Origin of the sequence: Algoriphagus sp. (assembly GCF_029254265.1) — a bacterium.
Taxonomy (GTDB): Bacteria; Bacteroidota; Bacteroidia; order Cytophagales; family Cyclobacteriaceae; genus Algoriphagus.
In genome coordinates this window covers 42,586-56,736 of the sequence record NZ_JAQWXX010000038.1, presented here as the reverse complement: position 1 = coordinate 56,736, position 14,151 = coordinate 42,586, and the positions used below count along the sequence as shown (strand labels likewise).

Annotated in this window: 10 protein-coding genes; 6 read left to right on the top strand and 4 right to left on the bottom strand. The window is 40.8% G+C overall.

The window, feature by feature from the left end:
• Positions 1–9: 9 nt before the first annotated feature.
• On the bottom strand, positions 10–795 hold the full coding sequence (locus P8O16_RS05050) for an enoyl-CoA hydratase-related protein (RefSeq protein ID WP_075351931.1): 786 nt from the start codon (positions 793–795) through the stop codon (positions 10–12).
• Positions 796–1,007: 212 nt separating this feature from the next.
• Between P8O16_RS05050 and P8O16_RS05045 the strand changes: the two genes are divergently transcribed.
• The 4 genes from P8O16_RS05045 (at position 1,008) to P8O16_RS05030 (ending at position 6,180) form a co-directional block, all read left to right on the top strand.
• Positions 1,008–2,462, top strand: coding sequence for an NADP-dependent isocitrate dehydrogenase (locus P8O16_RS05045; protein ID WP_300311522.1), 1,455 nt, complete (start codon positions 1,008–1,010; stop codon positions 2,460–2,462).
• Between the two features lie 212 nt (positions 2,463–2,674).
• Positions 2,675–3,964: a glycosyltransferase family 4 protein gene (locus P8O16_RS05040; protein WP_300311520.1), complete on the top strand. Its 1,290-nt coding sequence runs from the start codon at positions 2,675–2,677 to the stop codon at positions 3,962–3,964.
• A 157-nt stretch (positions 3,965–4,121) separates the two neighbouring features.
• Positions 4,122–5,258 (top strand): DUF819 family protein, encoded by a 1,137-nt coding sequence (locus P8O16_RS05035; protein ID WP_300311518.1) that lies wholly within the window; start codon positions 4,122–4,124, stop codon positions 5,256–5,258.
• 46 nt (positions 5,259–5,304) lie between these two features.
• Positions 5,305–6,180 (top strand): bile acid:sodium symporter family protein, encoded by an 876-nt coding sequence (locus tag P8O16_RS05030; RefSeq protein WP_300311517.1) that lies wholly within the window; start codon positions 5,305–5,307, stop codon positions 6,178–6,180.
• Between the two features lie 205 nt (positions 6,181–6,385).
• Here P8O16_RS05030 and P8O16_RS05025 read toward each other — a convergent pair whose 3' ends face one another.
• Both P8O16_RS05025 and P8O16_RS05020 read right to left on the bottom strand, forming a co-directional pair.
• The gene (locus P8O16_RS05025) at positions 6,386–7,837 is read right to left on the bottom strand and encodes an aldo/keto reductase (protein WP_300311515.1); all 1,452 of its coding nucleotides are present in this window, start codon (positions 7,835–7,837) and stop codon (positions 6,386–6,388) included.
• A 1-nt stretch (position 7,838) separates the two neighbouring features.
• Entirely contained in the window at positions 7,839–9,317 is a 1,479-nt protein-coding gene (locus tag P8O16_RS05020) for an APC family permease (protein WP_300311513.1), read from the bottom strand.
• Positions 9,318–9,755: 438 nt separating this feature from the next.
• Here P8O16_RS05020 and pta point away from each other — a divergent pair, with 438 nt between their 5' ends.
• Both pta and P8O16_RS05010 read left to right on the top strand, forming a co-directional pair.
• Entirely contained in the window at positions 9,756–11,846 is a 2,091-nt protein-coding gene (pta, locus tag P8O16_RS05015; protein WP_300311511.1) for a phosphate acetyltransferase, read from the top strand.
• A 218-nt stretch (positions 11,847–12,064) separates the two neighbouring features.
• Positions 12,065–13,261: an acetate/propionate family kinase gene (locus P8O16_RS05010; protein ID WP_300311509.1), complete on the top strand. Its 1,197-nt coding sequence runs from the start codon at positions 12,065–12,067 to the stop codon at positions 13,259–13,261.
• Here the strand turns inward: P8O16_RS05010 and P8O16_RS05005 are convergent.
• The gene (locus P8O16_RS05005; protein ID WP_300311506.1) at positions 13,258–14,142 is read right to left on the bottom strand and encodes a cation diffusion facilitator family transporter; all 885 of its coding nucleotides are present in this window, start codon (positions 14,140–14,142) and stop codon (positions 13,258–13,260) included. The genes P8O16_RS05010 and P8O16_RS05005 overlap by 4 nt on opposite strands.
• Positions 14,143–14,151: the final 9 nt, after the last annotated feature.

The window sequence follows — 14,151 nt, the reverse complement described above, 5'->3', positions numbered from 1 at the left end:
TAAAAGAGCTTATTCTCCTTTGAAGAAAGGCTTTCTTTTTTCCAGAAAAGCAGAAGTCCCTTCTTTGTAATCACCCGATTTGACACATCTGGCAAAGCTATTGGCTTCCGTTTGGTATCCATTTTCTTCAGCAAGATAAACGGCATTAACGCAGTCTACGATCATACCAATGGCAAGTGGAGCTTTACTCATGATTTTACCAATTAATTCTTCAGCTTTTTCCATTGCTTCAGCTTTGGTAGGTAAGATGTGATTTACCAATCCAAGCGCTTTGGCTTCATTAGCGTCGATTAGATCTCCAGTCATCATCAGTTCATTTGCTTTCCCTCTGCCTATCAAAATTGTTAAGCGCTGTGTGCCCCCATAGCCTGGGATAATCCCAAGATTTACCTCAGGTTGACCGAATCGAGCATTTGCTGTTGCAATTCTCATATGACAGGCCATTGCAAGTTCACAACCTCCTCCTAGAGTAAAACCGTTGGTCACAGCTATTACTGGTTTTTGGCAATTTTCAATCATGGCAAAAATCTCCTGGCCATTTTCAGCAAATTTTCTCGCATTAACTTCATTGAGATTCGCAATCTCACTGATGTCAGCCCCTGCCACAAATGCGCGCTCTCCAGCTCCGGTGATGATGGCAGCTTTTATACTTTTATTATCCACTACCTCTTCAAAAATTGATCTAAGCTCCTCTAGCGTATCAAAGTTTAAAGCATTCATTTTGTCCTCTCTGTTGATAGTCAAATAGAGAACACCATTTTTTTCTTCGGTAAGAATATTTGTGGAATCAGCCATAATTGCAAAGGTGGTTATTAAACAAATATACAAGCAGGTGAATCAATCCCAAATCAAAGCGAATAGAAAAACTAGGTTGAATCTCAGAGCCTCATTTTTTAAAAGGGTTTTTTTAGCTTCCATAAGTGGAATTTTGGGATTTTTCGACTCCCTCTTTCCTCATTTTTATATACTTTTGCAGTATTAATTTTCAACTAAATAATTTATTAAATATGTCTTCCAAAAGAAAAATTACTGTGGCTTATGGTGACGGCATTGGGCCGGAAATCATGAAAGCCACCTTGAATATCCTTGAAGCAGCTGGCGCTCAACTTGAATACGATGTAATCGAGATCGGGGAGCAGGTTTACCTAAAAGGAATTAGCTCAGGGATGGAGCCCAAGTCTTTTGACTCGCTTCGGGAGACCAAAGTCTTTTTAAAATCACCAATTACTACCCCTCAGGGAGGTGGATTCAAATCCCTGAATGTAACTACGAGAAAATCTTTTGGACTTTTTGCAAATGTTCGCCCATGTCGTGCGTTTTCACCCTTTGTTAAAACTCATTTCCCAAAGACTGATCTAGTCATAATTCGGGAAAATGAAGAAGATCTTTATGCCGGAATAGAGCATAGACAGACCCAGGAAGTTTACCAAACTTTAAAATTGATTTCTGAGCCAGGATCGGAGAAAATCATCCGTTATGCTTTTGAGTATGCTAAGAAGAATGGCAGAAAGAAAGTGACCTGTATGACCAAAGACAATATTATGAAGTTGGCTGATGGTCTTTTCCATAAGAAATTCGACGAGATCGCTAAGGAATATCCAGAGATCGAAAATGACCATAAAATTATCGATATCGGAACAGCTCTGATTGCAGATCGTCCTGAAATCTTTGACGTGATCGTCACACTGAATTTATATGGAGACATTATTTCTGATGTAGCCGCTCAAGTTACTGGCTCGGTTGGCCTCGGTGGATCTGCAAACGTAGGCGAAGAAGTAGCCATGTTTGAAGCAATTCACGGTTCTGCTCCTGATATTTCAGGAATGGGTATTGCCAATCCTTCAGGATTATTGAATGGTGCCATCATGATGTTGGTTCATATCGGCATGCCGGAGATGGCAGAGAAAATCTCTAATGCTTGGATGAAAACTTTGGAGGACGGAATTCATACTGGAGATATTTATCAGGAAGGATTATCCTCCAAGAAGGTAGGAACTCAGGAATTTGCACAGGCTGTGATTGAGCGATTAGGTCAAAAACCTGTCAAGATGACTCCGGTGGAATATGACAAAGAAGATACCGAGCCGATGGTGATCAAGCTCAAGCCTTATAAAAAACAGAAGAAAGAATTAATCGGTGTCGATGTTTTTATCGATTGGGATGAGGATAATCGGGATTTCAATGTGATTGGAGAGCGATTGAGAAAGGCAAATGCCGATGGATTGCAGTTGCAGTTGATCACAAATAGAGGTGTGAAAGTATTCCCGGAAGGAATGCGTGAGACTTTCTGTACCGATCACTGGAGATGTAGATTCAAAACTGCTGATCAAGAAGTAATCACTCATGATACTGTTTTGGAATTGTTGAAGCAGATCCAAGACCTTGGTTTTGATTTTATCAAAACCGAGCATTTATACACTTTTGACGGCGTAAGAGGTTATTCGCTTGCTCAAGGAGAATAAAAAATCAAGTAAGAGTAGAGAAGTTAGATTGAAGACCTGTGATCCAATTAAATTTGGATAACCGGTTTTTTTTTTATGTTTCAATCCTGAATATGGTTCTATCTCCAAACTCAAATTCTCTCAATTTCTTTTCTCCGAATTCAAATCTCTCAATCAGCTAAACTCAATCATCCACTTCCAAGTCTAAGTTCTCCGAAGTATCTTGTAAGCTCATGACAAAGCGGGTCCTCATCATTACTTATTATTGGCCTCCAAGTGGAGGCTCTGGCGTGCAGCGTTGGTTGAAATTCGCCAAATACTTGCCTGAATTCGGTTGGGAACCAGTCATCTTTACCCCAGAAAATCCGGATTTTGACTTAAAAGACGAGTCACTTTTAAAACAAATTCCTAAAACTTTAGAGGTGTTGAAATTCCCGATATGGGAACCTTATCAACTTTTGAATAAAATCAGAGGAAAAAAGAAAACTCATCCGGGAAGACTGATGGAGCAAAAGGAAAAAGGTTTGATCGAGCGAGCTGCCATTTGGGCGAGAGCAAATCTTTTAGTGCCGGATCCAAGAGTATTTTGGGTGAAGCCATCTGTAAAATTTCTTTCTGATCTGATAGAAAAAGGTCAATTTGACGCTGTAGTCACGACCGGACCTCCCCATTCGATGCATTTGATTGGTTTGGAATTGAAGCGAAAGCACGGGATAAGATGGATTGCTGATTTCCGCGATCCTTGGTCTGGGTGGGAGTTTCTTGATACGCTTCCTATGTCTACACGAATTCGGAAAAAACACCTAGCTCTTGAGAAAAGTGTCTTGAAAGAAGCAGATGAGGTTATTACAATCTCTCCGACATTTCAAACCGATCTTTCCAGCTTAGGAAACCGAGAGGTTAAATTACTTACAAACGGTTTTGATACTGAGGATTTACCTATTGATTTCAAGCGAAAAACAAAGCGGAAAGGAGAATTGCATTTGGTATACACAGGAATTATCGATGCAATTCGGAATCCAATTCCACTTTTGAATGCCATGAAAGAAGAGTTTGAACAGACCTCGGATATTGTGAATTTCACATTCGTCGGCCGAGTAAGTGATCAAGTAAAAGAATATGTGAAGGAAGATGCCTGGCTTTCAAAAACTGTTAATTTTCCTGGTTATGTAATTCACAGTGAGGTTTTTGGCTTTTATGGAAAAGCAGATGCTTTAATCTTGATTTTAACCGACACCAAAAACGCCAAGGGAAATATTCCGGGAAAAGTATTCGAATACTTAGCGACAGGCCTTCCAATTTTGGCGATCGGAGATCCAAAAGGAGATTCTGCTGTGATTTTAAAAGAAGGGGGAGCAGGACAGGTTTTGCCTCACACAGCACATGCCTCCATCCAAATCGCACTCCGTAACTTGGCTGAAAGTGCTGAATCAGATTCTCCTGTCTCGGCAATTGATCGTTTTTCCAGAAAAAACCTGACTTATCAACTAACTGAAATATTGAATGGAGATTCCGTTTCTTGACCTTAAGCGATTTGATATCAGTCTCAAAAAAAACTTTTATTACAAGTTTAATTGAATAATTTTCTCACATATTTTCAGGTTTTGACTTTTTGATGGTTAAATGACTCATAGATAAAAAATGATGTTTTGAAATAGAAATTTTTCTCTATTTTCCCAAATGACTTGGACGAGTGACCCGATTTATGTCAGTGGAATGCTATGCATTTTGGTGCTTTTTTCAACTTGGTTAGCCACGTTCAAAGGATGGAAAACCATTGGAACACCTATTCTGGTAATCGTCATAACCGCAATAGTTGCCAATATTGGAATCATTCCAACTGCCACTGCGGGGCATCCGATTTATGATAGTGTATTCATTTATTTGGCCCCGATGGGGATTTTTATTGCATTGTTGGAGGTCGATTTGAAAAGCTTAAAAAATGCAGGTGGACCTATTTTGCTGATGTTTATAATCGGGGGAATTGGGACAATGATTGGAGTTTTGGTTTCTTGGTTTGTGGTACAACCAGCTGCGGAGATTGGACCTTTGGCAAATGCTTTGGCGGGTATGTTTACCGGAACTTATATTGGTGGAAGTATTAATTTCAATGCAGTTGCACTTCATTATCAAGTAAATTCTCAGCCGGATTTGTACGCTGCCAGTACAGTGGTGGACAATTTGATTGGTACTCCTTGGATTATAATCTGTCTGATTTTACCGAAGTATTTACAATCCTTATTTCCCAGAAAAAAATTAATACCAAATTCTGGAAAGCTGGAAAAAATCAAAAAATCAGAATCTATTTCTATTCCAAGTTTCGCTGCGATTTTGGGAATGGCTTTTCTGGCGATGGCTTTTTCCAAATGGATGATTAGCTTTTTTCCTGAAGTTCCTGAGATTATTATCCTTACTACTTTAGCCTTGATTTTGGCTCAAATCCCGGTGGTCAAAAAACTTCAGGGAGCTCATACGATTGGCTTTTTTATCATCTTGATTTTTTTGGCGACCATCGGAACACTTTGTGATTTAAATACACTTTCAGGTTTGGGGGGGCTAGCAGGTACGCTAATTCTATTTGTGAGTTTGCTAATGCTTATCCATGGTTTGTTCATTTTTGGAGTCGGAGCTTTGCTGAAAATAGATTGGGATGTAATTGCTGTTGCTTCCCAAGCGAATGTTGGTGGTAATACTACCGCAATAGCTGCTGCAGAAAGCTTGGATCGTCCAGATTTGTTAATTCCGGGCGTCTTGGTAGGTAGTCTCGGAAATGCTCTTGGTACCTATGCCGGATTCTTTATTGCAGGAATACTTTAAAAGTGAGATGTAGTGCCTGATTGATTTTTAACTGAAATTTAAAAAAATGGAAGCTAACGTTTTGACACAAGTTTTTCTCCCACTTTCTCTAGCGATTATTATGTTTGGAATGGGGCTCTCTCTCACTCTTGCAGACTTCAAGCGAATTTTGATCTATCCAAAAGCTGTGACAATCGGCTTGGTGAATCAGATGATCTTACTGCCTTTAATTGCCTTTGGCTTATGTAAACTGTTTGATCTTAGCCCGGAACTTTCAGTGGGAATGATGATTCTTGCAGCTTGTCCAGGAGGGGCTACTTCCAATTTGATTGCACATCTGGCTAAAGGGGATACTGCTTTATCCGTTACACTGACAGCTTTTTCTTCGATTATTACGGTTTTTACAATTCCGATTATCGTAAACTTCGCTATTCTACATTTTATCCCAAATGGAAGTGAGCAGCAACTTGATGTTCTTAATACAGTTATTTCCGTTTTGGCCATAACCATTATTCCTGTAATCATCGGAATGGTTTTGCTTCAAAAATCTCCTGATCTAGCAAAGAAAATGGATCAACCCTTAAGGAAGTTATCAGCACTTTTCTTTGTGTTAATCATCCTTGCAGCAATCTTAAAGGAACGTGCACATGTTGTTGAATACTTTGTTCAAGCAGGACCTGTGGCGATTTCGTTGAATATCATCACCCTTGCGCTTGGCTTCTATATGGCAAAGGCTTTTGGGGTCAATGAAAAACAAAGTCGGACAATTTCCATTGAATCTGGAATTCAAAACGGTACGCTTGGAATTACCATCGCAGCAACTCTTATTGGTAATAGTGTAATGCCTATTCCATCGGTAATTTATGGCTTACTGATGTTTGGGACTGCAGGAGCATTAATTTATTGGGGAAATCGCAAAAAGGTTGTTTTGGAAGGAGAGTAAATGTAGGATTGAAGTTCATAGTACATCATCTGAATTACCAATAAATTATTTAATTTGAAATTAGCCTGAAAAGGTGAAAACCCTCAATAACAACTGTAATAACAATTTTTATTGAGGGTTTAGGTAGCTTGGTTTAGAAAACTTATTTTGATTTTCTCTTACTTTTTTACTCTGGAAAAAGTACTGGCGCCTATTGAACCAAGCTTTACTTTTCTATAATTGCTTCTGCTTCGATTTCCACCAAATATTCTTCACCGATTAATTCAGCTTTGACCATGGTGTTGGCTGGTTGAATTTCTGCAAATCGCTCACCATGAGCTCTGGCAATGGCTTCCCAATCTGCGATATTTCGGATAAAGATTCGAGTTCTCACTACTTGTTCTAATTTTCCTCCCAAGCTTTGGATTGCTCCTTCTAGTTTATCGATGATAAAATGAGTCTGTGCAGCCGGGTCATTCCCGCCCATTGCTTTAGGGCCATGAGTTGCTGTAGTGCCGGAAATCAGGATTCGATTTCCTTTCCTGACTGCTCGGCTAAAGCCTGCCAGGTCTTCCCAAACTGTACCGCTCAAAGCTTTTATTCTTCCGTCACTGCCTTTTACAGTTGGATAGGGTGAAGGAAAGCTTTCGACATGATGACTCAAATCTCCAGAAGCGGTCAGAAAAGGAGGCTTCCGATATTCATCTCCGCAGTCACCAGGAATTGCTTTGAAACCTCCGATGATCGCATTGATCTGTTGTTTGTCTTTCTCATCTAAATCAAAAGAAAATAGTGCTTCATTGTCTTGGATGTGCTCACTTTTTCCCAGTCGAGCTCCGATGATTACTCCTGCCACTGCAGGTTGATTAAGGATATAGCTACTTGCGATATTGGCGATTCCTACTTGATGCTTTTTTGCGATTTGATCCAAAGTTTGGAGCAGAGTTTGAAAACTTTGCCAACCACCAGCTGAGTCGATGAATCGTTTGTATTTCATTTGAGACCAAGTGAGGGATTCGTCTAGCTTGGGTTCGGGTTGATTCAGCCATTTCTCAGAAAGAAACCCTCCGGCAACAGTCCCGAAAGCCAACAATTTCACTCCGTGTTTTTCGCAGACTTGGGTCATTTTTCCAGCAGCTCGCTGATCCAGCAGGGAATAGCAGACTTGGTTACTGACTACTTTTATCCCAGAATTTACTACGATCTGAAGATGCGCTGCATCAAAATTCGTTAATCCCAGATGCTTGATCAATCCTTCTTCTTTTAATTCCTGAAGCCAAAACAGACAGTCCACCCAAGAAGGATGAGCGTAATTCCACGCATGAAATTGCATCAGATCCAATTGCTCGGATTGCATACGAGTGAGTGCAAGTTGGACAGCATCTCTCACTTGTGATTTAGTGATATTCCCTGGACTAGGAACCCATTTTGTGAAAAGTTGGGCTTTGTTTTCTCCATAAGTCTTTCTGAAAACTCCGGAAATTTCTTCAGCTGATCCATAATGGTCCGCCATGTCAAAAGTGGTAAATCCAGCTTCTGCATATTCATTCATTGCTTTTGCTGCTGCGATGGGATCTATTTTATTTCCATCTCGTTCTAAGTCCGCAATCTGCCAAAGTCCTGTCAAGGCTTTGCAAATGGTCAATCCCGGTGCAAGTTCTGTGTATTTTGAAATCATCTTAATCAGGTAATTTTGAAAAACGTTCTTTTGTGTTTACTCCTTCTTTTTTGAGCTTTTGCCATCGATAAAAAAAGAAAACCGACGCTCCGGACATAACTATCAACCAAACAGGAGTGGAATGGAAATACCAGGCAGAAACTTCAGCCTTGATATCTTTTGCAGTATGAATGATCAGAAATCCCGAAAGGAAAACGATCCCAAATAAAGCAATGATTTGTTGTGTGATTCGGGATTTGAAGATGCTGATTTTAGCAGCAAGGACAGGGTTTCGCTTGGGTAAAAATAGAAGTGATATCGACATCAAAAGGAAATTGACTAACATGGATGTCACCATAATATCAATTCCCAAAAAGAAATCCCCGGCAAAGTGACTTCCTAAAATACCCAAGGTAGCCATAGCTCCACTTAGTAGAATAGCTCGATGCGGCGTGTGATGAACTGGATGTATGACTGAAAAGCCTTTTGCAAAGATTCCATCCTCGGCCCAAGAAAAAATCAATCTGGAAACGGAAAGTATCATGGCTGGAAGATCATTTAACAAGGCGATTGCAGCTCCAAACAATATCAAAACTCCCAAACTTGTGGGAAGCACGTAGCTCAATAACCCCGCAGCGGTAATGTCTTTATTCAATGCTTCATTAGCCACAAATTCCCAAGGAACAGTGTGATAAACCGCAAATGAAAATAAAATGTAAAACAGACCAACCCCAAAAATAGCTAGTCCAATTGCCCTGGGTAGATTTTTTGTGGGGTTTTTAGCTTCTCCTCCAGCTTGAGCAATCGAGTCAAACCCTATAAAACTGGAAAAAAGCAGCGCTGCCGCAGTGAGAAAAACCGACCAGTCGAAGTTGTTTTTGATGGTAGGAATGGTTTTTCCTTCTTCCTCCAAAAGAGCTTTTGCGAAATCAGTTTGATCGAAACTCAAACCGGAAATAATTACTATGGCTCCCAGACCAAACATCAGGATCATCAGGGGGATCAGTGTTTTTTCGTAAAGTTTTACTCCTCGAATATTGACCCATAAAAAAGCCCATAGAATTCCAAGGGAAATAGTAACACGAATCCAACCTATCTCGAGTTGGGAGGCAAGGTCTGTCCAACCTATTGCTGCGAAAAAATCCCTGAAAAAGGGAACAATCACATAAGCTATGACTCCGATGACTATAGAGAGTCCAAACCATTGCGAAAAGCTGGCTACAAAACCTAAATAAGGGTTAAGTGAACGACTCGCATAGAGATAAGATCCTCCCGCTCTAGGCATTGCAGTCGCCAATATCGCATAGGCTAAAGCGGCAAAAAGTGCAGGGACCGCCGCGAAAAGAAATGCCGGAAGTACGTATGGACCGATACCCGGGACATTCCGCTGAATCATAAAAGGCACCACATAGATCGATGCGCCGATCATAGAGCAGATTCCAGTAGCTGTAAGCCCTAAGAGGCTGAGATTTCGGGTGAGGTGGGCTTTGGGAGAATTCATTCGCTTTGAAAGGAGGAAGATAAAAAAAATCAGACTAGGAGAAATCTGGAACCTCCTTTTTTAGCTTTTTAAATATGATTATCCGCAATTATGCCAGTAGAATTATTTTCTTCGCTTTATTAGACGGTTTCCGATGCATACCAAAATCAGGCTATAACCTAATTTTTAAAGGGAAAATCTAAGTTCTGGGATAAAAGCGGGAAGACAAATATTATTATTCCCTTTCTTACCAATAGCTTGAACTCACGGTCTAAAAGTGCGATAGAAGTTCAGATTTGGGAAACTTCGGTCTTCTGTTACCCGGCTTCCAGCCAAAAAACATGAATCACCCCGGAAAATGGCTTGACATGATCTTTGTCAGGATATTTCCCAAGAGTAATTTCCTAATTTGTAGATCGGGATAAGCAGATTTCCCGAAAAACTATTTCTTTTCGACTGATGACCAACGCAATTTACCTGACCACCACAGAGCCCTTTTCCGGAAAATCCATTATCGCTTTGGGATTAATGAATCTTTTGGCAAGTAAGACAGACAAGCTAGCCTATCTCAAACCCATTGTTTCGGGAGGTATGAAAGACAAAGATCGGAGGCTAGAACTGATTAAAGAACATTTCAAGCTTGCGCAATCCTATGAAGAAATGTTTGTCTTTTCCAGAAAGAGGGCCATTAAAGAGATCAATAAGGGTAATGAATCATTTTTGATTGATTCTGTAATAGATCATTTCAAAAAACTACAGGAAAAGGCAGATTTTACAGTGGTGGAGGGTACGGATTTTTTGGATGTCAATACCAATGTGGAATTTGACGGGAATATTTCAATAGCCAAAAACTTGGGGATCCCTGCTGCAATAATTCTGAATGGAGCTAAAAGGTCGGTTTCGGAAATAGTGGATATGGCACAAGCTACGACCAATGGATTTTTGAATAGGGGTGTTCAGGTTTTGTTTTTGGTGGCTAACAAAGTTGCGCCTGGGCAAGAAAAAGAAATTACTGAAAGATTGATAGAAGTATTGCCGAAAGAGATTCTGGTCACAGCCATTCCAATGCGTGAGGAACTGAGTAATGCTACCATGGAGGAGATTCGAGATTCTTTGGGCGCCAAAGTGCTTTTCGGAGAGAATCTGCTTTCCAATCGAGTCGATAAATCTATTGTCGGTGCTATGCAGTTACGAAATTTTCTACATCGACTGGAGCCAAATACCTTGGTGGTAACTCTAGGAGATAGAGGAGATTTGATCTTAGGGGCTTTTCAAGCTAATGTTTCCCGCAATTTTGGGAAAATTGCAGGAATGGTGCTCACTGGAGGGATTTTGCCAGAACCTCCGATAATCAAGCTTCTTGAAGGTTTAGAGACTGTTTTGCCAGTTTTACAGGTAGATGAAGGGACCTTCAACGTGGTCACCAGTGTCAATGAAATCCATGCACGAATTTCTGCGGATGATAAAGAAAAAATAGCTTTGGCAATTCGGCTTTTTGAAGAGGCGGTAGATGAAGAAGCTTTGAGCCAGCGGCTTGTTTTGTTTCATTCGGAAACCCTTACCCCAAGGATGTTTCAGTACCAAATAGTTAAGCGAGCGAAAGAACATAAAAAGCACATCGTTTTGCCAGAGGGTGAAGATGATCGGATTTTAATCGCTGCAGACCGGCTTATTCAGCAGTCTGTGGTCAGTTTGACAATTCTAGGCAATCGTGAATCTATTGAGACCTCCGTGAAGCGGCTGAACCTTTCTTTGGACTTGGCGAATGTGGAAATTGAAGACCCAGCCACCTCACCTCGGTTAGAGAAATATGCCAAAAAACTTTATGAGCTTAGAAAAAGTAAAGGACTGACTTTAGAAATGGCAAAAGATCTGATGCTGGACATTTCTTATTTTGGTACTATGATGGTTTTCCTTGGAGAGGCTGATGGCATGGTTTCAGGAGCCATTAATACCACTCAACATACCATAAGACCTGCTTTGCAATTTGTCAAGACCAAACCTGGAGTATCGACGGTATCCTCTGTGTTTTTTATGTGTCTTCCAAATAGAGTTTCTGTTTTTGGAGACTGTGCAGTGGTCCCAAATCCCAGTTCAGAGCAGCTTGCAGATATTGCCATTTCCTCAGCTGAATCAGCCTTGATGTTTGGAATTGAACCCAAAATAGCCATGCTTTCTTATTCTTCTGGTACTTCCGGGGCTGGGGAAGACGTAGAAAAGGTCAGAAAAGCAACAGATCTTGTAAAATCCAGAAGACCAGATTTGAAAATAGAGGGACCCATCCAATATGATGCTGCAGTTGACCCTGCGGTGGGTAAACAGAAACTCCCAAAATCTTCAGTAGCAGGTCAGGCGAGCGTGCTTATTTTCCCTGATCTCAATACTGGAAACAATACATATAAAGCGGTGCAAAGAGAGACTGGCGCTTTAGCAATAGGTCCGATGCTACAAGGACTCAATAAACCTGTCAATGACCTAAGTCGAGGTTGTACGGTGGCTGATATATTTAATACTGTAGTGATTACGGCCATCCAAGCCCAAGAATCCTAATTCAATGAAACCGAGCATGACTCAAGCGACACACACTGGGATGATTATAATCTGCGAGATTCTCCCGATCCCGATTCATCGGGACGGGACAGGCTATATGGCCTATAAAAAACAAATTATAATCATATGAAATCGAGCATGTCGTATTCGACACACAGAGGGATGATTATAAGCCTTACGAGATTCCTTATGACCTATAAAAATCAAATTATAAACAGATGAAAGTATTTGTAATCAACTCGGGAAGTAGCTCAATTAAGTTTCAATTGATAGTAATGCCGGAGGCCAGAGTTATCTGTTCGGGAATGGTAGATCGGATTGGTTTGGAAGGGTCTAGATTGGATTATTTAGCAAATCTTGAATCAGGAGAATTTAAGAAATCTGAAACTTTTAATATCCCGGATCATACAACTGGCCTTCATGCTGTCGCAGCTTGGTTAACTCATTCCGATTTCGGGGTATTGTCAGATCCCCAAGAGGTCGAGGTAGTAGGCCATCGTGTGGTCCATGGCGGAGAGAAATTTTCTAAAACTCAACTCGTCACTGAAGAAACCAAAACCAAAATCCGAGAGCTTTTCCCTTTGGCTCCTTTACATAATCCCGCAAATTACCTTGGGATAGAAGTAGCAGAATATATTTTTAAAAATGCAAAACAAGTAGCTGTTTTTGATACTGCATTTCATCAAACAATGACGCCAGTGGCCTTCCGGATGCCTATTCCAAATGAATTCTATGAAAAACATGGAATACGAGCTTATGGCTTTCATGGAACCAGTCACAAATTTGTTTCTGAAATCGCAGTGAATCTTTTGCAAAAGCCAGACTCGAAAATAATCACGATTCACTTGGGGAATGGCTGCAGCATGGCGGCTATTCGTGCCGGAAAATGCATCGATACCAGCATGGGTTTCGGTCCAATGAATGGGCTGGTCATGGGGACTCGAGCTGGAGATATTGATCAATCAGTGATATTTCATTTAGTCAATGTGCTGGGCTTTAGCTTAGACGAGGTGAATTCGATCTTGAACAAAAAAAGCGGAATGCTTGGCCTGACCGGATTCAGTGACATGCGAGATATTCGCAAAAAATATGAAGATGGAGATCCCGAAGCTGTGTTAGCTTATCAGCTCTATGCATATCGAATCAAAAAATACATCGGATCATTTGCGGCAATTCTCAATGGATTAGATGCTATAGTTTTCACTGCAGGAGTTGGAGAAAATGATGACCTGACCCGTAAACTGGTTTGTGAAGAAATGGGGTTTCTCGGGATTTACCTGGATGAGTCCAAAAACAAAACTCATGATAAAGGTTCGGCTGAGATTCAGGAAGCGAGCGCCAAAGTCAAAATTCTAATCATACCGACCAACGAAGAATTGGAAATAGCCAGGCAATGTTTTGATCTGCTAGTTTAATCTACTTGAATTGGAATAAAAGGCTCCACATGAATCAAAATGTGCCCTAGTTCGGGGATTTCTTTATGGAGCCGATCTTTTAATTGATGAGAAATATCATGCCCCTCTTTTACGGAAATCTCCCCATCCACAATTGCATGCAAATCCACATGATACTTCATTCCAGCTTTCCGAATAAAGCATTTTTCAGTGTCTTTTACACCTTTGACCTTTACTGAAATTTTTCGGATTTTCTCCGTAAGATCTTCATAAACATTCTCATCCATCACCTCGCCGAGCGCGGGGCGGAAGATTTGGTAGCAGTTGTAGAGAATGAAAGCCACAGCAACTAAAGCGGCATAGTCATCGGCTATTTCAAATCCTTCTCCACCAAAAATAGCTATTGAAATCCCTATAAAAGCTGCGATGGAAGTGATCGAATCAGAGCGGTGATGCCAAGCTTCAGCTTTCAAAGCAGAGCTTTTTAATTTCCTGCTTCGTTTGATTACGATCTGAAATGAAATTTCTTTCCAAATGATAATTGCTCCCAAAATGATAAGCGTAAAAGGTTTTGGGAGTTCATGAGGAGTTTGAATATGCGAAATCGCCTGCCAAGCGATTGTCGCAGCTGACATCACTAGGAATACTACGACCAAAAAAGTAATCAAAGGTTCGGCTTTTCCATGCCCATAAGGATGGTTTTCGTCAGCAGGTCGCTCGGCATACCGTAAACCGATTAGGACCAAAATCGAGGAAAACACATCAACGACTGATTCGATTCCATCGGCAATCAAAGCATAGGAGTTTCCGAAAATCCCAGCTAGAAACTTGATTGCAGCCAGAAACACACTGCTGACCATGCTAAAAATAACTGTTCGTATGGCAAGAGTAGGTCGAGGCATGATGCGAAA